At 62.5% G+C, this 26,798-nt stretch carries 24 protein-coding genes and 1 tRNA gene; 6 read left to right on the forward strand and 19 right to left on the reverse strand.

Annotation, left to right across the window (positions count from 1 at the left end):
- Positions 1-32 precede the first annotated feature (32 nt).
- From IPV69_RS12235 to IPV69_RS12250, 4 genes are all read right to left on the reverse strand, one after another.
- Positions 33-296: a DUF2149 domain-containing protein gene (locus tag IPV69_RS12235; protein ID WP_206295397.1), complete on the reverse strand. Its 264-nt coding sequence runs from the start codon at positions 294-296 to the stop codon at positions 33-35.
- Positions 289-978 carry a MotA/TolQ/ExbB proton channel family protein gene (locus IPV69_RS12240; RefSeq protein WP_206295398.1) on the reverse strand — a complete coding sequence of 230 codons (690 nt, stop codon included), beginning with the start codon at positions 976-978 and terminating at the stop codon, positions 289-291. Before IPV69_RS12240 ends, IPV69_RS12235 begins: the two co-directional genes overlap by 8 nt.
- 58 nt (positions 979-1,036) lie before the next feature.
- Positions 1,037-5,152, reverse strand: a complete 4,116-nt coding sequence (locus IPV69_RS12245) for a cobaltochelatase subunit CobN (protein ID WP_206295399.1) — start codon at positions 5,150-5,152, stop codon at positions 1,037-1,039.
- 123 nt (positions 5,153-5,275) lie between these two features.
- A complete protein-coding gene (locus tag IPV69_RS12250; RefSeq protein ID WP_206295644.1) occupies positions 5,276-6,184 on the reverse strand; it encodes a type II secretion system protein in 909 nt (302 codons plus the stop codon).
- Between the two features lie 887 nt (positions 6,185-7,071).
- Between IPV69_RS12250 and IPV69_RS12255 the strand changes: the two genes are divergently transcribed.
- Positions 7,072-7,533 (forward strand): PTS sugar transporter subunit IIA, encoded by a 462-nt coding sequence (locus IPV69_RS12255; RefSeq protein ID WP_206295400.1) that lies wholly within the window; start codon positions 7,072-7,074, stop codon positions 7,531-7,533.
- Positions 7,534-7,688: 155 nt separating this feature from the next.
- Here the strand turns inward: IPV69_RS12255 and IPV69_RS12260 are convergent, their stop codons facing one another.
- The 8 genes from IPV69_RS12260 to IPV69_RS12295 all read right to left on the reverse strand — a co-directional run bounded on the left by IPV69_RS12260 (position 7,689) and on the right by IPV69_RS12295 (position 15,830).
- Positions 7,689-8,447: a PilZ domain-containing protein gene (locus tag IPV69_RS12260; RefSeq protein ID WP_206295401.1), complete on the reverse strand. Its 759-nt coding sequence runs from the start codon at positions 8,445-8,447 to the stop codon at positions 7,689-7,691.
- A gap of 257 nt (positions 8,448-8,704) precedes the next feature.
- Positions 8,705-9,193, reverse strand: coding sequence for a DUF2726 domain-containing protein (locus IPV69_RS12265; RefSeq protein ID WP_206295402.1), 489 nt, complete (start codon positions 9,191-9,193; stop codon positions 8,705-8,707).
- 206 nt (positions 9,194-9,399) lie between these two features.
- Positions 9,400-10,335, reverse strand: a complete 936-nt coding sequence (locus IPV69_RS12270) for an aldo/keto reductase (RefSeq protein ID WP_206295403.1) — start codon at positions 10,333-10,335, stop codon at positions 9,400-9,402.
- 124 nt (positions 10,336-10,459) lie between these two features.
- Positions 10,460-10,621 carry a hypothetical protein gene (locus tag IPV69_RS12275; protein WP_206295404.1) on the reverse strand — a complete coding sequence of 54 codons (162 nt, stop codon included), beginning with the start codon at positions 10,619-10,621 and terminating at the stop codon, positions 10,460-10,462.
- A 325-nt stretch (positions 10,622-10,946) separates the two neighbouring features.
- The gene (locus tag IPV69_RS12280) at positions 10,947-13,181 is read right to left on the reverse strand and encodes a glycosyl hydrolase (protein WP_206295405.1); all 2,235 of its coding nucleotides are present in this window, start codon (positions 13,179-13,181) and stop codon (positions 10,947-10,949) included.
- A 193-nt stretch (positions 13,182-13,374) separates the two neighbouring features.
- Positions 13,375-15,042: a LamG domain-containing protein gene (locus tag IPV69_RS12285; protein WP_206295406.1), complete on the reverse strand. Its 1,668-nt coding sequence runs from the start codon at positions 15,040-15,042 to the stop codon at positions 13,375-13,377.
- Between the two features lie 8 nt (positions 15,043-15,050).
- Positions 15,051-15,611: a sigma-70 family RNA polymerase sigma factor gene (locus IPV69_RS12290; RefSeq protein WP_206295407.1), complete on the reverse strand. Its 561-nt coding sequence runs from the start codon at positions 15,609-15,611 to the stop codon at positions 15,051-15,053.
- A gap of 132 nt (positions 15,612-15,743) precedes the next feature.
- A tRNA-Ser gene (locus tag IPV69_RS12295) sits at positions 15,744-15,830 on the reverse strand.
- 141 nt (positions 15,831-15,971) lie between these two features.
- Between IPV69_RS12295 and IPV69_RS12300 the strand changes: the two genes are divergently transcribed.
- Entirely contained in the window at positions 15,972-17,195 is a 1,224-nt protein-coding gene (locus IPV69_RS12300) for a tyrosine-type recombinase/integrase (RefSeq protein WP_206295408.1), read from the forward strand.
- A gap of 476 nt (positions 17,196-17,671) precedes the next feature.
- Here the strand turns inward: IPV69_RS12300 and IPV69_RS27570 are convergent, their stop codons facing one another.
- The 6 genes from IPV69_RS27570 to IPV69_RS12325 all read right to left on the reverse strand — a co-directional run bounded on the left by IPV69_RS27570 (position 17,672) and on the right by IPV69_RS12325 (position 21,755).
- A complete protein-coding gene (locus tag IPV69_RS27570) occupies positions 17,672-17,800 on the reverse strand; it encodes a hypothetical protein (protein ID WP_261362004.1) in 129 nt (42 codons plus the stop codon).
- A 445-nt stretch (positions 17,801-18,245) separates the two neighbouring features.
- Complete coding sequence (locus IPV69_RS12305) at positions 18,246-18,533, reverse strand: hypothetical protein (protein ID WP_206295409.1); 288 nt, start codon at positions 18,531-18,533, stop codon at positions 18,246-18,248.
- A gap of 36 nt (positions 18,534-18,569) precedes the next feature.
- On the reverse strand, positions 18,570-19,151 hold the full coding sequence (locus tag IPV69_RS12310) for a hypothetical protein (RefSeq protein ID WP_206295410.1): 582 nt from the start codon (positions 19,149-19,151) through the stop codon (positions 18,570-18,572).
- Between the two features lie 34 nt (positions 19,152-19,185).
- Positions 19,186-20,682, reverse strand: a complete 1,497-nt coding sequence (locus IPV69_RS12315; protein WP_206295411.1) for a type IV secretory system conjugative DNA transfer family protein — start codon at positions 20,680-20,682, stop codon at positions 19,186-19,188.
- A gap of 58 nt (positions 20,683-20,740) precedes the next feature.
- Positions 20,741-20,926 carry a hypothetical protein gene (locus IPV69_RS12320; protein WP_206295412.1) on the reverse strand — a complete coding sequence of 62 codons (186 nt, stop codon included), beginning with the start codon at positions 20,924-20,926 and terminating at the stop codon, positions 20,741-20,743.
- 13 nt (positions 20,927-20,939) lie between these two features.
- Complete coding sequence (locus tag IPV69_RS12325; RefSeq protein ID WP_206295413.1) at positions 20,940-21,755, reverse strand: ParB/RepB/Spo0J family partition protein; 816 nt, start codon at positions 21,753-21,755, stop codon at positions 20,940-20,942.
- Positions 21,756-21,884: 129 nt separating this feature from the next.
- Between IPV69_RS12325 and IPV69_RS12330 the strand changes: the two genes are divergently transcribed.
- Entirely contained in the window at positions 21,885-22,052 is a 168-nt protein-coding gene (locus IPV69_RS12330) for a hypothetical protein (protein WP_206295414.1), read from the forward strand.
- Complete coding sequence (locus IPV69_RS12335; RefSeq protein ID WP_206295415.1) at positions 22,042-22,530, forward strand: hypothetical protein; 489 nt, start codon at positions 22,042-22,044, stop codon at positions 22,528-22,530. Before IPV69_RS12330 ends, IPV69_RS12335 begins: the two co-directional genes overlap by 11 nt.
- Positions 22,531-22,570: 40 nt before the next feature.
- Here the strand turns inward: IPV69_RS12335 and IPV69_RS12340 are convergent, their stop codons facing one another.
- Positions 22,571-23,152, reverse strand: a complete 582-nt coding sequence (locus IPV69_RS12340; RefSeq protein ID WP_206295416.1) for an RNA polymerase sigma factor — start codon at positions 23,150-23,152, stop codon at positions 22,571-22,573.
- A gap of 124 nt (positions 23,153-23,276) precedes the next feature.
- Between IPV69_RS12340 and IPV69_RS12345 the strand changes: the two genes are divergently transcribed.
- Both IPV69_RS12345 and IPV69_RS12350 read left to right on the forward strand, forming a co-directional pair.
- A complete protein-coding gene (locus IPV69_RS12345) occupies positions 23,277-23,999 on the forward strand; it encodes a hypothetical protein (RefSeq protein ID WP_206295417.1) in 723 nt (240 codons plus the stop codon).
- Positions 24,000-24,008: 9 nt separating this feature from the next.
- On the forward strand, positions 24,009-26,774 hold the full coding sequence (locus IPV69_RS12350) for a serine/threonine-protein kinase (RefSeq protein ID WP_206295418.1): 2,766 nt from the start codon (positions 24,009-24,011) through the stop codon (positions 26,772-26,774).
- The last annotated feature ends 24 nt before the right edge of the window (positions 26,775-26,798 follow it).

The following is a 26,798-nucleotide window of genomic DNA, read 5'->3' on the forward strand; positions in this document are numbered from 1 at the left end:
TGCCGGAACGGCAACTGCCAGGCGTAGATGCCTTACCTGGCGTTCGGCTCCGGCACATAAACAACCTGTCCGGACTTCAGGCGGTATGCGGTACCAAGCCGCTCGCCCTGTCCTGATAGCTTCTGATTGGACACTTCCATCTGCATCACCTGGACCGTCTCCGAGGCCAGTTTCTCGCGCATGGTCGGCGTGGACGAGGCAGGCGCCCGGGCGCCGGACGCTTCCGACCGGAGAGAGCCTGCCTGGACGAACGCGATCAGGACGGCGATCGCGAACACCATCCAGATATCAAACAAGTTGATTAGTCCGGAGGTCGGATCGTCGTCCGTTTCCTCCCACTTCCTGGCTTTTCGATACTTCAAGGGAATGCACCTCCGAAATGAGTTGGACCACGTACTCAATATCGTCGTAATCTCTGCCATACCAGGCACGCCGCACCGTTCCGAGGCCGTACGCAATGCTCCCACACAGCAGCCCGACGACGGTCGTGGCAAACGCCGTAACGAGATTCGCTGAAAGCGTCTGGATGTCGCCGGAGGATAGCCCCGAAAGCGCCGGGCCGAACGGGATCAGCGTGCCGAGCAACCCCAGCATGGGTCCGACGCGGGCCAGAAAGCTGACCCTTCCCAGCGAGACGGCGATCCGGCTCTCCAGATCGGACAAACACTTTCGCCAGAACGCAGGCGACCCAGGACCAGTCTGGACGGCGCGACCATAGGAAAGGGGCAGGCCGCAGCCCCCTTGCAGCAGCGCTTTCCAGACAGCGGACGGGTCAACCTCGCCCGTATTAACCAGTCGGATTGCGGCGTCGAGTGACATCCGTGTTCTGCGGCGTTCGCGTGCTTCTCGGACGAAGCCCCCGAGCAGAGCAAGCGACGCGATAAAGCAGGCGAGGACCGCCAGCATGACCGGTAAGAGCAATACGGACGAAATCTCATACAGCGTTCGTGAGATGCCGTCGTTGAGTTGTTGAATCATGAGCTTCACGGTCCGAATGTGGGTGCGCCGGTGATCGACTGCGTTCACCAGGGGCGAACTACATGGGAGTCCCCGTTCGTCGCAGAGCGCCGATCGCGATCATCGCGAGCACCAGGACGCCCCCGGCAGCCGTCCAGATCCATCGATAGGAGGGAGCGGCAGCGAGCTCCGCCCGATAGCCTTCGACAGGCGCGGCAGCGGGCGGAGCAACGGATTCCGCGACCGTTGGCGTGGCTTCTGGCGCATTGGCCTTTGGTGCCGAAGGTGACGCCGGCGTGGGTTCCGCCGGCGCGGCGGCAAGAGCGTCAGCGGGCGGAATCTGCCGCTGCGATTGCACCTGTACGGCATACTGGGCAAGTGCTTCCTTTGCCGCCGCACCCGGAATGGACTGAAGTTGCCCGACGATCATCTCCTCCATCGGCTTGTTCCCGCCGGTCCGGAGGTTCCCGGAGAAGCCGTGTCTTCCGACACTCTGGGCAAACTCCATGGCGAGTTGCTGTCGCGTCTTCTCGTCGGCGTTCCAATGTCCTTTGCGAATGGCCTCGATCATCGCCGCGGTCGCGTCCTGATAGGCATACGGGTTGTTCTTCTCGAACCACTCCTTGAGCCGCACCTGAAGCTTGTCGTCGACCAGCACCTCTTTCATGCCCTGCCAATTCGCATCACCGACGCTGCCCGGCCGCATGACCTCCCAGCCGAAGCTGTTGCTAACCAGAAATCGCATGTGATCCGCCCCGGCGTAGCCTTCCTTCATCATCCCTTCCACCCACTTGCGGTTGAATAGCCGCACCCGGTATTCGCGCTGCAGTGCGTCTTCTGCTTTGACCAGTGCAGCCTTGTCAGCATCGCGCACGTCGGAAATGACGTAGTCGGGCCGCTTGCCGGTGGCTTGTTCGACGCCCAGCGCCAATGCCCCGCCGTGCAGCCAGGTGTAGCGACTCGATAGCGGGCTGGTCATGTAATCCGACCAACTCCGGACGACGGTGTGCGTACCCTGGATGGCCGCATCATAGAGAGGTTCGGCCGACTCGCCCCAGGCTCCCTCCGTGTAGACATATTTGTGGGCGGCAAGGTACTGCCTGGCAATCTCTTCACGGGTGCTCCAGTCGCCGGACCGCTCGACAGAATAGGACAATGAGCTGGCTGTTTCGCGTCCGGGTGCGATACCGAAAATCCTCGCCGGCGCGAGCGTTTCCGCCTTGGCGGCGTCGATTCCGCCTTTCATCAGCGTCCGCTTTAGATCCACCGTGTTGCGGAAGATCGGGTTGTCCTGCTCGGACGATGCTGCCACCAGGCGCACGGCTTTGTCCCACAGATTCAGCCGACCCGGCAGGTTGGATTCGTACCATCCGCCCGCCGCAATGAAGACGTCCACCCGGGGGCGGCCGAGCTTTTCCCGCGGAATCAGCTTGATGTCGCTTACAAGGTTGCGCTCGTCCCACACCGGCTCGACCCCCAGTAGCGCCAGGATCTGCCCTTCCATCACCCCGTAGTCCCGGAAGGTGGCCGACGACCTGAGGTCAAAGCCGATCTTCGTCGGAAACTGCCCGTGCTGTTGCTGATGTCGTTTGATCAGATCGTCGGCCAGCTTCTTGCCCAGTTCCCAGGACGGTCGCATGGGCACTTCGTCCGGGTTCAGCAGATACATGTTGCGCCCTGTCGGAACCGCGTTGGGGTTGCGGATCGGATTGTTTCCCGGACCGGGCGGAACAAACCGGCCGTCAAGCCCGGCGATCAGGTTTCCGATTTCATCGGTCGTGCGCTGGAAGTCCTGATTCATCTTCAGCGCCAGCTTCAGACCGCGGTCGATGTCCTCCGGTAACGAGTCGATCCTCCGGCCAACGCCAAGGCTGACGGCATCTCCGGGGGAAAGCCCGTCCACCAACATGAGCCGCAGGATCTTTTCCGCCACCGGGCGAACGTTATGTTCGTGGCCGCTCTCCGGGGTGCCGTGCGGCGCGTCGGTCGCCGGCTCGTGGGTGTGGCCGTGCACCAGGATTTCCAGCGCCTTGAGAAATGGCGTCCTGAGCACGTTTACCATGTACGCCGGCAATAAGTCCTTTCGCGGAGGCTCGCCGAGCACGTGCAGACTCGTGGGCGTCGTTTCTTCGAGAATCGTATGGAGATAATCATTGACCCGTGCAATCGAGGAAGCGTCGAGCCGGTTGTCTTCGGGGATCGACAGCTTAAGGTCCACCTGCAGGCGGCAGACACGGACAAGCCGGCCGATCTCAGCCGCAAACTTTTCCTTAAGCCCGCCCTCTTCCATCAACTCCCATTTGTCGATCGTCTCGTGCAGCGTGGCCAATTCATCGCTGAGTCCTGCGGTAACAATCGGCGGCGGGAGATGGCTGATCAGGGTGCCGTATGCCCTGCGGCGGACAGGCGCTGACTCGACCATGTTTTCGATGATCCACGGATTGAAGTTGAGCATTGCGCCCATGACAACGTCCGGCCAGTCATGGTCGGATTGCCCACTCGGCTTGCCCGGCAGCGCGAACTCTGAGCCGTGCGTGCCGAAGTGCACCAGCGCGTTGGCCTTGAACTTTTCCTCCAGCCAGAAGTACGTTGCCAGGTAATTGTGCGGAGGCGCGGTGACCTTATCGTGTGCCTGGCTGTTGAGTGCTTCTTTTCCGTGGGCTTCGCCGCGGAGAGGTTGCGGCAGCAGGATGACATTTCCCAGGTCGATACGGGGGACGACGATGAATTTGCGTCCCACGTTCTCCCAGACCATGAACTTGCCCGGGGCCGGCCCCCATTTGGCGTCGAGCTGAGCGCGTCGCGCCTCGGGTACGCGGCGCTTGTACCACTGCTCGTACTCTTCGGCCGGAATGAGAACCGGTGAGCCGGTGCGTACGAGCTTGTCGAGTTCCCCTGGTGCCCAGACGCCGACCAACCTCCCACGATCCATCATCCAGCCGAGAAGCTCCTCCTCGTTGCGCGGCGTCGGGGTGATCGTGTAACCGGCGAGTTTCATCCGGTCCAGTACCGAAACGACGCTTCGCGGAGCGTTCATGTGCATGCCGGTCGAACTGCCCCGCATCAGCTCCCCTTTTCCCATCTCGCGATCGTAGTAGACGATTGCGACTTTTTTTGCCGCTTGCGGTGTGGACCGGAGGCGAGCGTAGGACAGAGCCCGGCGAATCAGGTGTTCGACCCGTTCGGGAATTGGCTCGAACGCATCGGATCCACCGCCCCCGGAGCGCGTTCCGGCAACGACCTGAGGCTCGATCGCGCCGATAAGTTCCTGCCCTACGATGTGAAAGGCGATTTCGCTCGAAGACAGACCGATCGAGCTCTGAAGCCACTCGCCGATCGACTGCTTCCGAAAAAAGATCGAATGGAGGTGCGGCACGTCGAGTTCAGTTCGAAACGGAAGGGCGTCGGTACTGTGGCAGGTGTGTATGACCGCGTCCGGGTGGAAGCCCTTGGCCTGCGCCATGTAGCCGTCGGAGCGGCCGTCAATGATCGCGACGGCAATCGCGCCTTGCTTCTCGGCCTCGCGCACCAGAGCTTCGACAACGCGCGGTTGCTGGAACGCCAGGTGGGTGGAATGAACGGCAATCAGCAAGCGGGGTTTGCCGTCGACCGCAACGCCTCCGGACTTCCGCCACGCGAGGAATGCACCGACGTCTTCGAACATCCCGGCGTGATCAGGGTGGTACATCCCCGAAACCTGGGCATCCTGCGGCGGTTCGATCTTCACCTGCCTTCCGAGATAGGTAGCAGCGGTGTACGTCAGCAGGCGCCGCAGATTGTCGCTGGTGCTGCCGTAGTACTTGCCCGCCTCGACGTCATTGACGACCAGATCCTTCCCGGCGATCTCACGAAGGAACTCCCGCCCTTTTGAATCGAAGGCTACGATTTTGACCGCCGGATTCTGCTGACGCGCCCGCGCAAGCGCTCGCCGATAGGCTTCGCGGTCCTCTTCACGGGTGTGCTGAACGTAGACAACGCTGACCGAGCCCAGATCTGCCTCCCCCGAGGCGATCGCGCTGTCATCAAAATACTTCAGACGGATTCCCTGAAGCCGGGAATGAAACTGTAGCTGCTCGTAGACGCCGCCATGCAACCCGATGAACCCAATGTCGGCGGTTCCGGCAGGCGCTTGACCGGCGCCTGCCGGCGCAGTGGCGGGCGCGGCGGCCACGGCCGCACCTGCCAGTAGAACCATGAGCACTGCAATAGATGCGGGGTAAAGCCGTGGAGTCCGACGCAGTACGGCCCATACGGATTCATCCGAGAGACAAACAACCGGCATCGCGACCTGTCTTTCTGCCTGCAAATTGCATTACAACTAGAACTGAAGGTTGGGATTGGCGTAAACGGTCGGCCCGCCGTTGCAGTTCTCACGGCGGATTTCTTCGGCCGTGCCGGTAGTGGCACCTTTGGCGCGGGGAAACTCACTGCTGCGAATCGATTCGGCATGTCCGTCGGCAAAAAGCACGTTGGCGTAGGGATCTTTGACAACCCCGCCATGGCGGTAACCGATTCGTCGATTCGTGTCGCCCAGTCGGCAGTTTCTCTGCTGGCCGGCGTAGACGCCGTCGGTGAGTGCGATAGTGGCAGTGGTCCGCTTGATCGCCGAGATCTTGGTCGGCCGGAGGAACTCACCGGCGATCGGCCCGAATCCGACTGAGGACGTGTAGTACAGATCGCGGACAATGGGATTGGTCGTACCGATGGGGTTGTCGGCGTTGATCCAGTAGCCGACGCGGATGATCTTGTTGTGCCCGCGCGACGGGACCGTCACCCCGGGGGTTCCCAGTCCGGTATTGGGCCAGTCCATGTATCCGTTGGCCTTGAACTCTGCGGTACCGGTCTGCCCGTCGAGCGGCGCTTCATGAAGCATGCTGGGGCACGCGTAGACGGAGTTGCCGGAACCTTCGGCCGCTTTGACATAGTTCAACGCGTCCAGGATGCACGCCCAGCCTTCGAGCGGCACGCCACTGTTCGTGCCGGTCATGGTGTAGGACGGTACGTTGTACCCATGATTCTCATTGTTGTAGAGCGTCAGCGCCGCACCGATCTGACGAAGATTTGAGAGGCAAACCGACGCCTGCGCTTGCTCCCTCGCCCTGTTCAGTGCTGGAAGAAGGATGCTGATCAGCAGCGCGATGACTCCGATCACAACGAGCAGTTCGACAAGCGTAAACGCCTTTTGCTGATGACCATGCTTCCCATGCTTCTGCAGAGCCGTTGCCATGAAACTCTCCGATCAAGCCGTCTTCGCCAGATCTCGAGCAACCTGGTCGGGGCGACGTTAGCAAACCGGCGTTCATCGCTGTGACGCTGTGCAAATTCTTACCTTGAGAGCAAGACTGGCCGCGCGGAAATGGCACCAGTAGACGCGGTCAGGGGGACGTCGAGACAGAGGGGCCGTTTGCGCGGTTTTGGATCGTCTGCCAAGGCATCGCTTGGCCGCATTGGTCGAGCAGCCAGGCGTGATATATCCGTTGACAGACTGGACCGTGAACCTAATATATACCGTACATATCTCCGCCTGCACGGGGATGTGCGCCCATCCGAGCGAGCATTCTGGTGAGGTCGTGGGATGCTCGGGTTCGTTCGGCCGGCCCGGGTTCGCTAGGCGGGTTCGCGTGGTGACCACCGGTGCCAGGGTCGCAGCCGGGTAGTCCGGAGACCTGCGCTGCTTGGCCCTGCGCGGGAATGGCTCTGCGGGGCCGCCGACCCTTGGCGGCAGTTGGCACCTGTAGCGACGACCGTGTCGTGCATTGAAAGCTTTAGTGATCCAAATCACATTGCTGGGTTCGTTCGGCCGGAAGCGACCTGTCGGGTTCGTTCGGCCGCCTTGGGTTCGTTTGGCCGCCTCGTGTTCCTTTGGCAGCGGCGACGCGATGGGAGGTTCCATGTTGGAAGGTTATGTTCACCCTCAGAAGGATTCAGCAATAAGATGCCATCTCGGGTTCGTTTGGCAGTTGTGGTCGCATGGTGAACGCGATGATTGTGTTGCCCAGGTTCGACGACCCGCGTTGCGTCCCTCTTCCCGCCCGGCTACCATCGTCCCTCCAACCAACCGTGGGCCTGAACTGTTTGAACCTCTTACCCGCCCACTGACCGGAGCGTCACGGTATGCGTCTGACCGAGATCCTCAAACCTCAGAACATCAAACTTCCCCTGGTCGCAAACACCAAGGCCGAGGCGATCGGCGCCTTGGTAACCCTTTTGTCCGACAACGGCGAACTCACCGACCCCAAGAAGGTGCTGGATGCCGTCCTGGAGCGCGAAACCACCCGGACCACCGGCATCGGCAACGGGCTGGCGATTCCCCACGGCAAGTGCACCGGCACCGACCACCTGGTGATGGCGATCGGCCGACCGGCGACCCCGGTCGACTTCCAGGCGATCGACGGCCGGCCCGTCAGCCTGATCTGGTTGCTCGCCAGCCCCCCGGACAAGACCGGGCCGCACATTCACGCGCTCGCCCGCATCAGCCGGCTGATGACGATCGACAAATTCCGCCACGCGTTGACGGAAGCCAAGACGTCGCAGGAGATCTTCGACGCGATCGTGAAGCAGGAAGCGCAACTGTAACGGTCGGGCTACGTGGGAAATGCCGAATCACGAATGACGAAATCCGAATGGCGAATGAAACTCCAAGATCCAATGGATCAAACATTGGAGATTCGAGATTCCATTCGTCATTCGATTTTCGCTATTCGTCATTCAGAGTGCAGCGCGAGCTGGGCTCATCCTGCTCTTCGTCGGCGGGCTTCGATGCGCTGCAGTTCGGCCACCAGTTGGGCGATCTGGGCGAGGGTACGGCGGCCTTCGATGGTCTTGCTGATGCCTTCGATGTTCAAACCGACGCGCACCGATCCGTCAGGCAGCTTGCGGGGTTCCTGACGGACACGCGTACCGATGACCAGGTGCTTTTCGGCGGCGGAGACTTCGAGCCGAATGCGGTCGTCGAGACTGACCCGGGGCGACCTGCCTTTGCACGCTTTCAGGATCACACCAACGCCATTGATGCTCAGGTCGCGCAGGTCGCAGATGATGCCGGGGGTCGGCGGGATGATGTCGATCGACGCCTTCTCGTCGATCGGCCAGGCGAGTGTTCTGATTTCGGCATCCAACGCGACCTTGGCACGGTAGCCGGCGCGGCGCTGCGTCATCCGCAGGCCGACCGGTTCGCCGACGCAGATCGCTTCGACATCGCCCACCGCCGCCGACAATGTGAACCTCGGCCGGTATCCCAGAATCGCCGCCGAGAACGAGACGAGGTATTCGCCGGTCCTGAACGAGATGCCCACCGGCTTGCCCCAGCGTTGAAGGGTTTCTGCGAGCAGTTGCTGTTTCGGGGGGCACTCGATCCAGATGCCGGCGGACGTCTGTCCGAGGAACCGCGTCCGCTTGGCGTCGCCGGGGCCGGTCGCCGGCATCAGCAGCGAGATGGCGCTGTTGCGTTCGATGGCATCAACAACGGCTTGGGCGGCGGATTCTGACATGGGATTGCAGGCTCGCGTTTAATCGAGCGTTTTATCAGACCGCGTCGCCGGTCGCCGCGCGGTGCGACGGTGCGGTATTACGGCGCGGAACGGGACCACGGGCATCTGGACTATCGACCGATGCGCTGATGGGGTTTACCGACGGGGCGAGGGAGCCTGGATCGCCACCACGGAGGACACGGCAAGCACAGAGCTAAAGACTGAGAGCAGGCTTATGGAAGAGTAGGTGAACTCATTCATTTGGCAGGTTGCGACTGTCACGCGGCCGCGACGTGGCGGAGCATGTGTTCGATCTGGTCGCGGAGGTCGTCCAGGTCGTACTCCCGCGCCGCCGGGACGCGGAGGATCGCCACCCCCGCCGCCGCCAGGGCCTGATCGACGAAGACGTCGCGCGTCTGGCGGTCGGCCTGCTGGTGGGTTTTGTCGTCGAGTTCGATCACGAGAAGTATCGCGGTGGTAAGGGGATCGATGATGACGAAATCTACATGCTTCTGGGAGATCTTGGCGCCGTACCCGGTCTTCCACCCTTCGGTGGTGCAGCCGATGACGTCGCTCAGGCGGGTTTTCATGGAGATGCCCATCCCCGCCGGCACGGCGTGCATCAGTACCCAGTAAAACGCCTGCTCGCCCCTGGAGCAGAGATGTTCCTTGGCGTAGTAAGGCAGGCGAGGCGGAACGAGCCGGCGCGAGTACCAGACGACCGTCGCCAGCGCGACGACCACCAGAGCGGCCAGGAGCAGAGTCATTTGGTAGTCGCCGAGCACCGCTTCGGTATACCCGGTACGCAAGCGTGCGGGAAGGCGGCGACCCCGACCCGCGACAATCCCAAAGATTCACCGTGCTATCGTTTGAAGGAGCCGCGCACGAAGTGTACTCACGCAGTAAGCGGGCACGGACTCCTTCAAAGGTCACACGCTCCTTCAAAGTGAATCGGGGACGTCGGGTCACTCCGTCAGGGCAACGCTTCCCCGCGCGCCGCCACCAGGAGCTTGTACCAGTCCTCGCGGCTCAGCTCGACGTCGTCGGCCTTGACCATCTCGGCGATGCGCTGCGGCTTGATGGTTCCGATGATCGGCACAATGCCGCTGGGGTGCTTCAGCAGCCAGGCGACGGCGAGCACCGATCGGCTGATGCCGTACTTGCCGGCGACTTCGTCCATGACGTGCTGCAACTTGCTGAGCACGGCCGCCTTCGGATTCGACGCCTCGACCGTGCCGCCGTCGCCGAGCACACCGCCGCCGAGCGGGCTCCAGGCCATCGGGGTGATCTTCTGGGCGAGGCACTGGTCGAGCGTTCCGTCGTAGAAGCAGTCGAGCCGGGCGAGGTGGACTTCGACCTGGTTCACCGCCAGCGGAAACGGGCAGGCCGATTGCAACGCCGTCACGAACGACGGGCTGAAGTTGCTGACGCCGAACTCGCCCACCTTGCCCTGCTGGCGGAGGGTATTGAAGGCGCCGGCGACCTCGGCGGGGTTCATCAGCAGGTCGGGGCGGTGGAGCTGGTAGAGGTCGATCGTGTCGACGCCGAGCCGCTGGAGCGACTGTTCGCAGGATCGCAGGATGTGGTCGCGGGAGAAGTCGTAGCGGTGCTGAACGCCGGGCGCGGGAAGGATGATGCCGCACTTGGTGGCGATGAGCACGCGGTCGCGCATGCCGGCGACCTGGCGCAGCACGTCGCCGAAGACTTTCTCGCAGACGCCGGCGCAGTAGATGTCGGCGTGGTCGAAGAGGGTGTAGCCGGCCTCGTAGGCGGCGATGACAGCCCGGCGGCCTTCGGCTTCGCGGTCGGGGGTGACCTCGGCCGGGTTCATGGTGCTGACAAGGCGCCAGCAGCCGTAACTAAGACGAGTCGCGACAAGCGGTGAGCGGCCGATGAGTTGGGTTCGCATGGATGAGTAGTCGGGAGGATTGGTAATGCGGTCACTTCTGAACTTCGACGCGGACTTTGCACACCGACGTCGAACGACAGAAATCTACCGCGCCACCCGTCCACTCAGCCACCCTGCCACGTCTTCAGGCGGCCCGGCGGAGCGATTCGCGTTTCGGGCGGACGAGCTGGTTGGCCTCCAGCTTCATCTTCCGCGCGACGGCGGTGTTGGCTTTCTTGGGGTGTTTCTCGGCGAGCAAGGCCAGGTGGCCCAGCAGCGATTGCATCAGCAGGTGACGGCCCATCATACGGCTTCTCCGTTGGGTCCGTGGTTGCCGGCGGGTCAAGCCATGGCAGCCTCGGACAAACCTCTGTCTGCGGTGGTCGGCTGGCGTTCGCGAGGCGGCAAGACCGCCGTCGCGTTTAAAGCTTCCCGGTGGCGAACGATTCGCTCGGCCCGCCGGAACGCTTCATCCGGTACATCGGCCGGTCGCCTTGAGTTTCTTGAAGGAATCGGCGGCGATGGAAGGACAGGGCCAAATGAAAGACGCCTCGCAGAGCGAGGCGTCTTTCCGGCGGTGAAGTTTCTGGAGGTGTGGTTTGCGGGGTCCCGGCGTCAGGTCGAAATGGCGATTACTTCCGATCCTCGGCGACTTTCAGTTGCCGGGGAGGGACGTCCAGCTTCTTCCCGTCGGAGAAGGTGACGGTTAGCGGTCCGGTGCCGCTGTTGTACGCGATGTAGGTCCGAACGCCGCCTTTGATAAAGACGTTGGTCAGCGGGTGATCGGCGGTGACCGCCGCGTCGTTCTGCCCGAAGCGGTTCAGCGTGTGAATCCAGTGGTACATGAAGGCGTGCGAGTTGCCGCCTTCGAGTTTGCAGTTGGGATTGGCATCGATGTATTGCGCGGCGGGTCCGGCGTCACTGAGCGCCTGGAACATGATCACCAGGTCGCCCCAACCGGTGCCGTAATCGCGCCCGCCTTTGCGCTTCTCGATGATGCGGTCGTGGTTCTTTTTCACGTAATCCGGGTACCGTCCCATGTAGATGGAAGCAGGCGTGTACGGCAGCCAGTTGATGCCGTGGATGCAGTCGACATCGCCGGAGAACCAGGTGCCGAACGCGCCCTTGCCGCCCCAGACCATGCCGAGCGCGACGTTGGGGAAGTCCTTCGGATAGTTCGTGCCGGAGACATCGAACCAGTATTCCTCCACCGCCGTCCGTTCGGTGTTGAAGAGGAACAGCCCCGCGTCGCGAACGGCGGTGTCGCCGGTCGCCTGGCCCCAGAGGATCATGCCGTACCATGCGTTCAAAGACTCGGACGACGACTCCTGGTTGTTGCCGTCGGCGAAGTTGGCATCGCCCGAGGCCCAGGAATGGCTGGCGTATTTGTCGAAGCATCGCAGGTACGGGAACATCGCATCCTGCCGGTCGGTCGAGGCGATGTCTCGGATCAGCAGATTCACCATCGGGCTCCACTTTGCCGCCCACGCCGGATCGACGCGGGCGATCTCGGCGGCGGCGCGGATGAAGTAGCCGTAGTGAAAGTGGTGGTCGTTAAGCGGCTTGTCGCTGCCGTAGCTCGGCCGACTGCCAACCAGCGTGCCCCAGACGCCGTTGTAGTAGAAGACCGGCTGTTCTTTGCCCGGCGTGGCGGTGAACCAGTTCTCGAGCCGGGATTTCAGTTCGCCGACGAAGCCGTCGCGCAATGCCGTCTCGCCGCATACCTCGGCGATCCCCGCCAGCGTGGCCACGGTGCCGAGGCGTTTGCCCTCCCAATAGGTGTCGCCGAAACCGGCGGGTGTTTTTGCCGCCGCGGCCTTGAGGTAGTCCACCATTCGCTGGCGGTCCGGAATACCTTCCGCCGGGAACATCGGCAGCACACCCTGCACCGCGATCGAGGTCTCGAACGACCGGCCGACGCCGACCTTCATCTGCCCGCGGACCGATCCGTACGACATCTCGGTCAGCGGCGATGTCGCGTACTTCCACTGGTGCGGGTAGAGGGCAAAGATTGTCTCGGCCTCGGTTCCTTCGTGCGGCTGAAGCGTGAACTGATAGACCGCCTTCACGTTACCGCCGACGACCCGATACGCCACGCGAGAGTCGGTCACATGCGAGTAGGCGTGTTTGCGGAACAGCGCGAGCGTCTGCGGCTTGTCATCGGGAAGGACGGCGATCGAAAAGTACGATTTACCCCTGGCGTCGTTCACGAACGCGGTGCCGTCGAGGCCGGACCAGGTCGATCCGGTCGCGCCGAAGAGTCCGTAGTGCCGACCGTTGGTGGTGATGCCGAGCACCGCATCGCCGGCGCCACCCGACCAGACCTTTGGCGGCTTCGCGAAACTGACCTTCGGGTTGCCGCCGGTGTACTGGCAATAGACGTACGGGCTGCCGTGACCGAAGGTCGCCCGCAGAGACGCCGGCCCGCTTGCGAACGCGGCGGTGACGAACCAGTCGGAGTAGCCGGCGCAATCGGCTTGCGGGAAGGCGTCTGCGGCAGCGTGGCCGAGGCGCAGGTCACCGTCCTTCACCGCGCCGCTGCCCATGATCGCGGCGGCACTGCCGGTCAATGTCGTGCCGTGCTGGGCGACGGTCAGTCCGCCTGCGGTCGCCGTCAGCACCAGCGGGTGGGCGAACATCGGCTGCGAATACTTCTGCCAGACGAGCGAACTCCACCACTGGTTGGTGACCATCGGCCCCTTGAGGTCGTCGGTCTTGTAGATCTGTTCAGGGAGCGGCTTGCAGGCCTTCGGCGGCAACGTGAGGTACCCGCCGGGACCGACCGCCACGACCGCCACGGACGGTGGTGCCGATTGCGGTGCCGATTGCGCCGACACGGCCGAGACGCCGGCCAAGATGAACGCCATGGCGGAACTCAAACCTGCCCGAAGTAGACGTCGAGGAAAAGCATTCATGATGGTGACTCCCATAGTGAGTGATCTTGTAGTTACGGATTGCGGCGGTGCCGCGCGGTGCGCGGTGTCACCGGCCTTCGGAGCACCGGCGAACCGTGGCACTGGACCTTGATCCGTGCGCAAACTTATTCGTGGAGAAAAAGCTTCATTCGCCGGCCATACCGGCGGGGCGGCCCTGCTCGTAGATGCTCCTGATTTCCTCGGGCGTCATCGCCCGCGACAGGATCGCCAGCTCGTCCAGGCGACCCTGCAGAAACCGCGGCGATTCGCCTCGCCAGTTGCCGATCTCCGCCATGCCGATGGACATCGGCACCGGTGTAAACGCTTCGCCGGTCGAAACGACCTGGCCGTCGAGAAAGCTTCGAACGTTCTTGCCATCAAAGGTGGTCGCCAGCAGCATCCACCGGCCGAAGCGGTCTGGCGTTGCCACGGGAGGGCTGTTGAGCGCTTCCCAGTTGGGGTCGTTGGGCCTGCCCGATTCCCGGGCAATGCCGATGCGCAGGCCGCCCTTGTCGGTCAGCCCCCAGCGTAGCGTCCCCGGCGACAGGCTGTCTGGCGCCAACAGGGCGTGATACACGTTCGGCAGTGCGTCAACCCGAATCCAGGCGATGAACGTGACGGCGGTGAACTTGCCGGGCACCTCCACGCGAATGCGGTCGCCGGCGCTTTTGAACTCCACTGCCCTGCTGCCCGGCCAGCGGCCGTCGGCCCAGCCGCAACCGACGATGCTTCCCGAGGCCGGCTGGGTTGCGCCGGCGGCGCGGTTCCACACCGATCGTTCCCAGGGGTTCTGATCGGCGAACGCCAGGTGCAGCGCCGTCGCCGGGTCTCGGCTGATCGCCGACGCCGCGCTCTGCCAGGCTTCCTTCCGCCGCTGAACATCGCCGGATGCCATTTGCGCCAGCTCGTTTTCGCCAAGAAAGCTGCCGCGGCTGGCGGCGATCGATTGCAGACCCTGCGGCTCGATGCGGGTCGCCTTGCCTGCGGTCAGTTTCGTCGGCGGCGAAGTCGTTCCAGCACGGCTCACTTCCACCTCGCCGGTGAAGACATGAACCTCCGGCACGCCGACCGGCGGAACACTCACGCCGAACTCAGTGCCCAGATCGACGAGCGTGAAGCCGGTCGCCGCGACCCGAAAGCCCCGCGCCGGCACCGGCACATAGCCCGAGAGCCGACCGCTTCGGCAGAACACTTCCATGTCGGAGACGATCTGAACATCCGCCGGCCCCTGGATGACGAGTCGAGCCCCGCTGTAAAACTCGACCTGCACCGCACCAGATTCGAGCCGGATCGTGCCGGCCGGCAGCACCTGCCCGATTTCGAAGTTCGCGCCCCGTGCCCACCGCGCATCCACCGCCGATACGAGCACGGCGACACCGGCGGTCTGCGTTGCAGGCGGGGCGATCACCCCAAGCTGCGAGCCCGGCGAAGGCAGATCCTGCGAGTCGCGCAGCAGCCAAAACGCCACCAGCCCGATACAAGCCGCCGTCGCGACGAACCATGGAAGCCAGCGCGACCGCCAGACCGGCCCGCCGACAGCGGTCTCCTTGCGCGATGCGACCGATCGTACAGCCGGCGACACCTCGCGATCACCCTCGGACACCTTGGGCGTGCCCGCCTCCCCGGCCATCTGTCGGCCCCATTGCTCCTGTCCCCACCGGGCGAGCAACGAATGCACGCGCGCCTTATCCCAGAACGCCGCCCGGGCCTGCGCCGACGACAGCAGCGTCCGCTCCAGTTCGGCGCGGTCGTCTTCCGAGAGCGTTCCGGTGTAGTACTTCTCCAGCAGGACATTGAGGCGGGGGTCGGTCATGGGGTCGGTCATGTCGCCCCCGCTTCCGCCGCGATCTTTCGGGCGACACAGTCCCGTAGTGTCGAACGCGCCCGCGACAGCGCGACGTAGACCGAGTCGACCGCCCATTCCATCAGCCGTGCGATCTCGGCCGGCTTGTGGGCCTGCTGGTAGCAATACTCGATCATTCGACGGCTTTGCTCGGGCAATGCCTTCACACAATCCGCCAAGTGCCGCAGTCGCTCGTCTTCGCCCGTCGCCGGGGGCTCGCTGGCGGCGAGCGCTTCCAGCACTTCATCCGACAACGGCCGCCACTGCCGCGGCGACTTCCGCCCCGCTTCGCGCACTTTCAATCGCGCGACGCCACACGCCCAGGCAAGAAAATCCCGCTGAGCGTCAAAGACGTCGGCCTTGGCCGTCACCGTAAGGAACGTCTCCTGAAACACGTCGTCGACCTGAGACAGGTCAGGGAGCAATGCGACGATGAAGCCGCGCACCTGTGCCGAATGCTGAAGGAACAGCAACTGTACAATCGAAGCATTCGCCCCGCCCGTACCCGCAACAGCAGGACCGCCGACGGTGGAGCCCATTGCGGACCCGGCGTCAGGATTCAAGCCGATTTTGAAGGGGTCAGAATCCGCCATGGTTGCCATCGTTCGGCAATATTGACGCGGGGCGGCGGAACCTTAGCAGTCGTCGAACAGGAATTGGGGAGCAAAAAACGGAGGAGCAGGGATTCGAACCCTGGAGACCCTTACGGGCCTACCGGTTTTCAAGACCGGCGCAATCGACCACTCTGCCACTCCTCCGAATTGTCGGAAAATCCTGCATTTTCAGGCGTTCTCCATCGCTTGGCCGGGACTTCATTTCCCCGTTTCCCCTTTTCTTTCCCCTATTCGATGCCTAGAATGAGGTGAAAGGGCCGGGAATTCTCAGCGAAGGAAGGCATTATGCCACGGGTTGCTAAACTTGGGAAGCACAAGGGGCAATGGTGCACCAAGGCCGGTAACCCGAGCGGTGTCTACTTTGGCCGCATCGACGAGGTGCCGTTCCGCGACGCCCAGAAGCTGTTCCGAACCTACCTCGACTCCCTCCACAAGCCGAAGCCTGTCGCCGCCACCGGGATCACCACGGCGGAACTGATGGACCAGTTCCTGGCATGGATGGAGAGCTATCGCTCCGACCGAACGTTCGGCGAGCGTAAGCAGCACCTGTCCCGATTCGTCCACTTTGAAAAGGGGAAAGCGCTGGTCGCCGACACCCCGGCGACGGCCATCGACGCCGACGACCTGAAGGGTTTCCTAACGTACATCCGCGAGCACGACTTTCAGGACGAAAAGTGGGCCAAGCGAAAAGCCCCGCTCGACCCGTTCACGGTCGGAAAGTACCAGACCAGCATCATGGCCTGCTTCGCCTGGGGAGCAGGGAAGAAGAACCCGAAGCCGTGCTTGCCGAGGGAGTTTTACCCGTTCCACGGCATCGAGCGGCACAAGAACCCGCCGGCCCCGCTGCTGGAGACCGAGCTTCCGACAAAGGACGAGATCGCGGCGCTCATGGAGCACGCGGACGACGACCTCGCCATCGTGAAGGAGAAGAACAAGTACCGCAGTCGCCGACCGGAGGAGTTCCGGGCCGACCACGAGTACAAGGGCTTCCGCGACCTGCTCACCGTTTACCACCAGACCGGCGCCCGCACGTCCGAGCTGGCTGATGCTCTGGTCGGCGAGTTCGTGAAGAGCGCCGGGCAGATCGTGCTCGGCAAACACAAGCGGTCGAAGACGCAGAAAGAGTCCGCTGCCCGGCGGATCACGCTTTCCGGGGAGTCGCTCGCAATCGTGCGGAAGCTGTGCGACGTGCGGAAGTCGGACGAGCCGATCTTCACCGACCAGAAGGGGCGGGGGTGGAACCGGTACACGCTGGACATGCGGTTCAAGCAGGTTCGCACGCGTGCCAAGGTCCGGGATGACATCACGATCTACTCGTTCCGCCACCTGTGGATCTCGGAAGCATTGATGGCCGGCATCGACCCGGCCACGGTCTCCAAGATGGCGGGCACCTCGATCGCGATGATTGAGAAGGTGTACGGGCACTACCGCAACGACCACTTTGCCGACGCCCAGAAGAAGCTCATGGACGCACGATCCGCACGTAGCGAGACTGGTACGGCCGCGTAGCTTCCCGCCGCTTTGGCCGGTCGGGGGGTTGCGTGGGCGAGGATGTGTATGCGGTGCGGAGCCTCACGGCAGAATCCAGCTTGATTCGAAACGTCGGTCGGCTACTGCTCGGCGGCGCGATGTTCCTCCACTCAATCACGCCGTCGCGCATATATCGAAGGACGGTTTTCTTGTCGACGCCGAGAACCGTCGCCGCCTCGGCCAGGGAAAGCTCCGGCGGTAAGTCCAATTGATCTGAAGTTGGCTTATCAAGATGCACTAGTCCAACATCCTTTGAGCATGCCTCGAAACCGGCACGACTCCACTACTTCAATTTGGGTCGGCGGCGGCTTCTCTGGAGCAACCGCCACCGTGATGTTTAGGTGATGGCGGGCTCGACGTCGCAACGCGCATCCTCAGGCGATCCCGAAGTAAAAGGGGCGGGGCGATCGCAAGACCGCCCCGCCCTTTCGGCGGCCGTATTCAGCCGCGAGGGGTCACTTTCCAAACAGCTTGCGGACGTTGTTGGCCCAATGAAGAGCCTCGGAAGGGTTCTGCTTGGCGTACGAAGCCAGCTTCTGAACCGCGATACCGATGACAAGGACGGCTAGGAAGAATGTAAACATGAGGTGGCCTTTTCGATGAAGAATCTGAACACCGCTTTCGCGAACGCCGCGAGAGCGCCAATCGAACGTGGATTGCAGTTAATCGCCGACGATCAACCCTCCTTCTCCCTCCCAGCGTTGAAGATCTGGATCGACTCCCTCCGAAGGAGTGGGTTCCATCACTTGCCGCGGCCCTTCGGTGTCTGCGCACGAACGCAGCGCCATAACCAGGTCGCAGAGCGGTTGCACTTTTCGCTCAAGGCGGGTCCGGAGCTTTGATGCGAGTTGCAGCAGTGACATGAGGGACCTCCGGGTGGTGTGAGTTCATTCAGTTGGCCTTCGAACCGGCCTATCCGGTTCACTCTCTATTTGCGTCTGCGCGGGCGAGCATTTCTTGCCAATTTCGAAATCGATTTCGCGCGCAGCAGGCGTCTTTCACACGACGATCGCTACCACTCGCGTCTAATCACTCCCGCGAGAGTTCCGGCGGCTCGGGCTCGCGACCGCCATGGGTCATCTCCACCTGCTTCACTTTCTCTGCCAGCAGGGAACGACGTTCGGGCGTTGCCGCCCGGTTGCGGTCGTCCGAGACGTCGCCGTAGCTCCGGTCGCCCCACACCCCCGGTTCCGATGACTGCTGCGCCACGTTGCTCGACGGGTAAACGGCGTTACGCAACTCTTCCAAACCCAGCGATGCCATCGCCTTGAGAGTCTGATCGCCGAACTTGCGGTTGGATGGTTCGCTCTTGCTCATGGGGTTCTCCGTTGAAGTGGATCGCGGTTCCTGCCTCTACTTGCCGCGCAGGCGGTTAAACCTTTCAGAGATTCCCGACTGCTCGATCAGTTGGTCGTACATGGCCTCGGCGCGCTCCTGTGCCGCCAGTTCCGACGCCGAGATGGTGATCGCCAGCCCGACCGCCGACGCGACGAGGAATGCCCCCAGCATCGCGCTGACCGGGAGCAGGAGTAGTCCGACGAAGGAGACGACGACCGGCTCGACGACACGCTTGACGGTCAGTTCGCTCAGCGACGGGAAGTACCGCATCAGTCGCGGCGTGCCGTGGTAGTACCGGTGAATTCGGATGCCTTTGCGATAGTTGCGAAAACAACCAATTCTGGATACGAAGCACATGATGAGGAACGCCGCCAGGAATAGCAGCATGGGCCGCGGATCACCCGTGGGGTCGACGATGGGCCAGACGAAGATCAGGACCAGCGCGAGCAGCGCCTGCAAGCCGGCGTACCTCGAACCCAGGTCCCGGTGTAGAAAGACGATGCTCGGGAAAGCGAAGACGCTGGCGATCAGGAGCAGCGAGTTGACGCCGCGGTTCATCCGCTCGTTGAGCGGAAGTTCGGACGGTTGTTGTTCCATGGTCGATCTCCGATGAGGGCGTTGTGGGTTCAGGTCACTTCTGGCTGAGGGTGATGGGACGCCAGGTCCGGCCGGTGCTCGTGAAGGGAACGCCGCTGCGGATGAGAATTGCGTCGGCGAGAAAGGAGTTGCGCGCACCGCCGGTGCGCAAATACGCGAACTCGCGGGGTTCAATCTCATACTGCAGGGATTCGGTCAGTCCGGAGGTCGCCTGGCCGTTCCCGCCGATTCCTGCCATGGCTGCCCAATCGGTCGTACCGCCGGCGCTGTTGCTCATGTTGCAGAGCATCCGGTAGTCGCGACCACACAGTTCGGCGGCCCATTCGGCGGTCCCTGTGTCGCCGGTGGCATGAATGATCTTTGTGGACAGGTTGGCCAAAAGCTGGTCCGTCAACGCCTGTCCCATGTCCCCGCCGCCGAACGCGGTGACGAAGCCGCTGATCGACTGTGTGAGAAGAATCAGCGACACCCGTGCCGACCGGCAGGTGGTGGCGAACAAAGCGTCGGACTGGCCAGAGGCGAAGAACTGAGCTTCGTCGATATGGATGAAGGCCGGGCGGGTCCGCGACGTGACCGCCCGACGCTCAAGAATCCGCTGCGCCATTAGCTTCCAGACCAACTGCGCTGTTAGGCCCACCTCCCCGGTCACCTTCAATGGAAGATCGATGACGATGATCTTGCCGTCTTCGATCTCACGTGGAGAGAGTGTCGTATCGGTCGACAGCAGGTTGTGGAGCAACCCACGCTGGAACAGGTCCGCGAACGCCATGAACGTCGCGGTGATGGACGATCGCGTCCGATCGGCGAGCGACGGAAAATCGCACATGACATAGTCGAGCACGGCCTCGTAGTCCCGTTGCTGCCTTGGGGTGAAGGCCCGCTGGTCGGCCTTGGTCAGCAGCCGGTAGCAGGGGCTGGATTTGCGCCAGTCCTCGGACCGGACCTGGTCCATCGACTTCGGCAGCGCCGACACCAGCCGGCACAGGTTACTCACCGAGACCTCCCCCTCGGCTAGGATCAGCAGGTCGATGCAGTTCCGCAGCAGCGTCCGGCAGGCCTGCTGGAAGAAGGCGTTGTCTCCCTGGCCGGCACTGGCGGAGGTCTGCCGGGAGCCGATCTGTCCCACCTCCATGAGCAAGGACACGATGTTTTCCGTCAAGCCCGCATCGTCCCCCTGCATGGACTGAAGTTCCTGCAGGAAGTTGAAGCGATGGTTGGCAGTGAAATCGACGACGCGCAGGTCTTCCAGCCGGCCGGTCTGACGGCACTGTTCGCGCCACATCGCGGCTTCACCGGGCTTGACGGTCAGCACGAGCCCGCCGAAGCCGGCTTCCAGTTGCGCCAGTGCAATCATCTTGCCGGACGTGGACGACTTTCCCGATCCGGTACGACCGGTGATCAGGACGTTTTCGTACGAGTCGCCGAGCGTCAGCACGTCATTGCCGCTGCTGTCCCAGCGGATCAGAGGCGTTTGCGGGTCCCAGGGCGTCGTTTCGCGTGGCGCGGGTTTGGATCGAAGCCAGCCGAACATGAGATGCTCCAGTGAAGGACTGCAGGGACATCGGTGACAACGACAGTTATTGCCGGGATCAGGCGATACCTTTCGCCGGCCGACCGGTCAGGCGTCGCCTTTCGCCTGCCAGTCGATCGATGCGATTGAGCACATGAACCACGGCGGCATCGGCGGCAGGGCCGAGGACGCGCTGGGCGGCGAAGCGCGCGGACGAGAAGAGCACGCGCCGCAGAACGGCGCGAAGGAGGTTTCCGAACCACATGAGTGAACTCCGGTTAGGACGCAGCCTGGTCCCTCAACATCTTGAGGAACGTGCCGAGGGTGAAGGATTGGATTAATGACTTTCGAGCTTTAGCCCGCGCATCGTCCAGCCACCTGATGAAGTCTTCGAGGGTGATCAGCCCGGGGCCAGAGAGGACCATCCTGCGCTCGTCATCGAGCTGTACGGTGACCCGCGACGGTGCGGGTGACGGCGATTCGATCGCCGGGAACCGGGTCGCCTTCCGCTTGCCCGAGAGAGCGTCGCGGGTCAGTCCACCTTTGACGACCTGCGCCGCCAGTTCGGCCTGACGAGCGGTATCGGCGACCTGCGACAACTCATAGGCCGCCGAAAGCGAGATCGTTCCGGCGTCGACCGAGGCGAGGATCGACTCCGGAAGCTTGTTCAGTGAAAGCAGCTTGGTGACGGTGGCGGCTGAGAGCCCGAGCTTCGAGGCCACTTCCGCCGCGGTGACTTTCGTCTCGGACAGCAACTGCTGGATCGCCGCTGCCTTTTCACGCGGCGACAGGTCGGCGCGCTGCAGGTTCTCGATCAACTGGAGCTGCAAAATCGCCGTATCCGTCAGGTCGTTCTCGTCGATGATGGCGGGGATGGATGACAGTCCGGCCAGCTTGCCAGCCCGCCACCGGCGCTCGCCGATGACGATGACGTACTGCTGGCCGTCACGTCGGACCCGGATCGGCTGCTGGACGCCGACCTCGCGAATGCTTTGGGCAAACTTGGCCAGATCGCCGTCGTCGAACTCACGGCGAACCTGGGGACGACTGATGATTCGACTGACTTCAATGGCTTGTATGGTTTCACGCGACATGAGCACCTTCGAGACAAAGACTGATGCGGCGTCCGTTGCCTCTCATTGCCAACACCGACGGAAGTCTTTCACGATTTCGCTTGCCAGGAGCGCTGGTTCGTGCCATGGCTCATTGAACGGAGAACTTCCATGGACGAGAGTGACTTGCTACTTGAACTGATTGCCACGCTGCCGGCAGAACCCGGACCGCGACTGGCGGCCGTCGCCGGCTTGGACGACGAAGTCGATCACTTCGCGGCGGCCTTGCTCACTACACCTGCCAACTCTCATCCGCCGGCCCACCGCGATGAGTCCTAACGTGTCGACCGACGAGCGGACCGACCGCCAGAGCCAGCTCATCGCCGAACTATTTTCCGGGCTTCCCGACGACTTCGAGGCCCGCAAGTCCGAAGTGCTGCGAATCCGCGAGATGATCAAGAACGAGCTGGCGCGGGTAATGCATGACACGCTTAATGAGTACCTGTACGCCCAGCCCGCCAACACGCCCAACGAGCGGGCCGATCTGGCGACGTTGATCAACACGTCCCTGCGGCGCATGTCGCTGGCAATCAAATGCCCTGTGACCGGGTTGCCGGCCATTCTCGTGGTGGACCCGGCCGGCGAGGATCAGCCGGACAAGACACGGTTCCGGTTCCAGGTTCGGGATGAATCTGGCAAAATGCGCCGCACCAAGACCTGTCACGAGCTGCCGCTCCCGCTGGAACTGATGCCGGCCGGGGAGCGGAAGGAGGGCCGATCGCGCGACCACCCCTCCAAGGCCTGTCGCCAGTTGTGACCGAGTTGATGGACTCTGAACGACCCGGCATGGCAGTGATTCATGCCCGGCGGCAGCCACGGATATCCGGAGGTCTGGTTTCGCCCCGAGGCCTGAGCCGCCCGCGGAGGACCTTGCGGCCACGGCACATGCTGATGTTCACGGCATTTTCGGTCGTTCCCAGCGCCGTCGCGATCTGTGATGTTGCCATCCCGTCGTAGTACCGCATGACCAGCGGCCGCTTCAGTCGCTCGGACAAACCCTCCAGGGCGGCACGAACCTGTTCCGGTGTTTGCAGTGCGTCGTCGGCACTATCAGTCTCATCGACGGATACGGGGGCGCTAGTTGCAGACACGGGGGGCAATCGCCGAAGACGACTCATCAGCCGGTCATGCTTGCGATCCGCCACCTCGCCGGCCGCCTTAAGCACCATGGCATAGACGTATTGGTCAAGCGTCGCATCCTCTCGCCGGCTCCTGCCCTGATCGGCGAGCATCAACAGGCACGCCTGCGAGAAGGTCTCCTCAATCATTTCGGCGCGGTTTCGGGTGAAGAATCGACGGCACACGCTTTGTGCCGCGCTCTTGATCACGAACAAGTGTCGCGAAACTTCCGTTTCCAAATCGCATGTACGGGTGGTCATGGGATGCTTCCTTTTCTGGTCCTTTTGAGTACCTTCCCGACCGCCGGACGACGGTCGCCGGCGGCTGCTTCACACTGGTATGGGCCTCAACCCGACAGTTCTTCCATCACCCCTCGATCTTTCCATGGCGAAGTTCACCACTTGGCTCACGAATGAGTATCGCGGTCATCCTGGACTCGCGCTCCCCCCGGAGGTAGCTGAAGAACTCAACAAATCGGCGTTCAATCGCGCATGTGCGATCAGAAAGAAACTCGTCACGGCGGGTTTCGGAGTTCCGGACGCCGAGGAACTGGTTCAGGAACAGGTCCTAAAGCTGCTGGAGATTCTCGACGACCCTGAACGCCAGTTGACTCTGTTCGTGAAAGACACTCCGACGCTGCTGGTGTGGATGCTCTGCGAGATTCGCAGCAGATTCCATCGAAGGTTCATCGGACCCGGCCATCGCAACGAACACGGGCTGTCCGCCACCCGGCAGCAACCCGATGGTGGCTATTCGCCCTTGGGCATGCAGGACTTCGGAGACCAGCAGCACAACCGCTACCGGATTGGTCTGGAGGAGGTCTCGGTCGAGCTTGCCGAAGCGATGGCGCTGGGACTGGGGGACATGACCCGCTGGCGCGGCAGTCAGTGGGCCGGCTACTTCGGCAGGGTTTACGCAGAGGGTCACACCCAGGCCGAGATCGTCTTGCAAACCGAGGGGGTCAGCGAGGCCGCAATGAGCCGCGGCCTGATGCAAACTCGATTCTGCGTGGCACGACGGCTCGGATGGACGACGGCCGAGTTGGAAGCGGAGTTCGGTACCGAGAATGCCCGGAACTGGACACGAGAACTGGACAAACTCTCCTGAGAACGGTCAATGAACGACGACGAGCAGATCGATGGCATTTGTGACCGCTTCGCCGACGCGATCGAGGGGACGACCGATCAGGATCTGGTCGGGTTGTTCCAGGGCTTTCTCCGTCAATCTCCACCGGGACGGGAAGCGGAAGTCTGTGGCCTGCTGGCTTCTGCTGCTGCAAGTCGTGATGTCTGGATCGACAGACTCCTGTGCGATTCACTCTGGGTACACCGCAAGGTGGTTTGTGAGGCCCTGACGGGGACGCTCTTTCGTGACGAGCCGTCCAAGGCTCGTCAGCTTGGACTCCATCAACTCGGCCACTTCCAACCCTTCGCCGTCATCGGCTTCGGCGGCACCGGCACGGTTTTCAAGGCACGTGGCATCGATCGTTCCATCGTCGCCGTCAAGGTCGCCCATCCGTCCAACGAACATGCGGCCGAGGCGCTGGCGCAGGAGCACGAGGCGCTCGTGTTGGCACAAGACGGGGTTGCTCAGGTGCCCCGGGTTCAAGGTGCCAGCGCTCACGCCGAAAGTGTGAATTTTCTCGCCCTGGAGTTCATTGAAGGATGTCCGCTGGACGAATGGCTCGAAAGGCACGCGAACAAGCATTTCGAGAGCGTGCTTGAACTGGCTCGTCAACTGGTCAGCGCCGTCAACGGGCTGCATCAGGCCCGCCTCTGCCACGGCGACCTGACTCCGGCGAACATCCTCGTAACCGGGCAACCCGAAGGTCCCGAGCTGCGGCTGGTCGACTTCGGAAGCGCCAATCGCGGATACCACGTCGGCCGGAACATTCACTACACAGCCCACTTTTCCGCGCCGGAACTGCTTGCCGGGAAGGTCACCCAGACGACCGGGGCCACGGACCTCTGGAGTCTGGGGGTCATCCTGTCGCTGATGTTCTCCGGTCGTCATCCCTTCGGCGACGAGTTGGATACCCTGGGCCATGAAGACCTCCGAAAGTGTTTCGAGAACGGACCGCACCCGGCGGAGCCGCCCCAACTGTCGCAATTCAGCGGCGTATGGGGACTGATACAAGCGTGCATGAGCCGGGACCCGCAGCAGCGGCGGCGGCAGGTCTCGCTGGTCACTCTTGAAGCCGCCATTCCGACGGCCCAACAGTACGCCGCGACCATCGCGTCTAAGCAAAGCGACCTGGCCAGCAGGCGCGACGAAGCGGAGCGGGCCATACTTCGTCGGAGATGGTCGCTTCGTGCGATGGTTGTCGCCCTCCTCGCCGTCACGGGATTGGTGCTGTATTTCCGCGGCTCCCTGTCCAGCCTTCACACGACGAGCAATCAAATCCTCGCCGCTCAGAAGGCGGATAAAGCGGAGATCAACGCTGCCATCGAGCGGATTGCGGCGCAGCTCGTGGCAAAAGTGCCTGAAGATCAACAGATCGATTCCCTCCGCGTCCAACTCGAAGCGGCGCTGCGTCGGTTGGCCGACGCCGAAGCCGCCGGCGACCCCAGCGCCAAAGCGAAACTCAACCTGCTTCGCACCGGTGGCGACCCGAGATTGCTCGGCCAATTCCTGGATGAGCAAATCGCCAGGGATCATCCGCCTGCCGTCGGGCTGCTGCGCGAGCGCGCCGCCGTCGCCTACGTTACCGGCGACATCGATCGTGCCGAGCAATGCCTGAACGATATCCTCGACCAGCTCCCCAATGACCTGGACGCCATCAACCGCCTCGGGCGGATCTACAAACTTCGCGGCGACTTCACCGCCGCGGAGCGCCAATACAATCTGATGCTCGAACTCGCGCCGCAGGATGAAGCCATACAGGCTGTTGCGTATTGCAACCTGGGCAATGTCGTGCAAGAACGCGGTGACTTTGAACGGGCCGAGGAGATGTACAACAAAGCCCTGGCGATCGAGGAAAAGTTCGGCCGGCTTGAAGGCATGGCAGACAGTTACAGCAACCTCGGCGTCGTCATGAGAATCCGTGGCAACCTCGCCGGGGCCGAGGCCATGCACAATAAGTCCCGCGCGATCAACGAAAAGCTGGCGCGGCTTGATGGGATGGCTCGCGACTATGCGAACCTTGCCGTTCTACTTCGGATCCGTGGCGATCCGGTCGGGGCACAAGCGATGCACAAGAAAGCGCTTGGGATATACGAAACACTCGGCAACCTTGAGTTGATGGCAACCCAGTACGGCGCTCTCGGCATCCTCACGAAGGCCACCGGCGACCTGCGAGGAGCAAAGGCCCTGTTCGAGAAAGCCCTCGAAATCAACGAAAAGATTGGAAAACTCGAAGGGGTGGCCGACGTTTGCGGTGACATTGCCAATCTGCTCCTGAGCTACGACCTGGCCGGGGCCGAGGCCATGTACAACAAGTCCCTCGCGATCAATGAAAGGCTGGGCAGGCGGGTCAAGGTTGCCATTCAGTATGGCAATCTTGGAATTCTCTTACACCTCCGGGGCGATCTGAACGGCGCCGAGGAAATGCACAATAAAGCACTTACGATCGATGAAGAGCTCGGGAGGCTGGACGGCATGGCCAGCAATTATGGCAACCTCGGCGTTATAGCGCGTCTGCGGGGGGATCTTCAGGGGGCCGAGGCCATGCATAAGAAGGCGCTTGCGATCTTCAAAGGTCTCGGTGATCTGGAGAACATCGCAACCCAGAATGCAAACCTCGGCACCATCGCGGAAAAGCGCAAGGACTTCGTCGAGGCACGCCGGTTGTGGTCGCTAAGCAGGGACCAGTTCGCCAAGCTCGGATCGAAACCGAAAGAAAAAGCAATGCAGGACATGCTGGACACGCTCCCGCCGCCTTGAGGTTGAAAGCTGCGCATCGTATCC

Origin of the sequence: Humisphaera borealis (assembly GCF_015169395.1) — a bacterium.
GTDB classification, from domain to species: domain Bacteria; phylum Planctomycetota; class Phycisphaerae; order Tepidisphaerales; family Tepidisphaeraceae; genus Humisphaera; species Humisphaera borealis.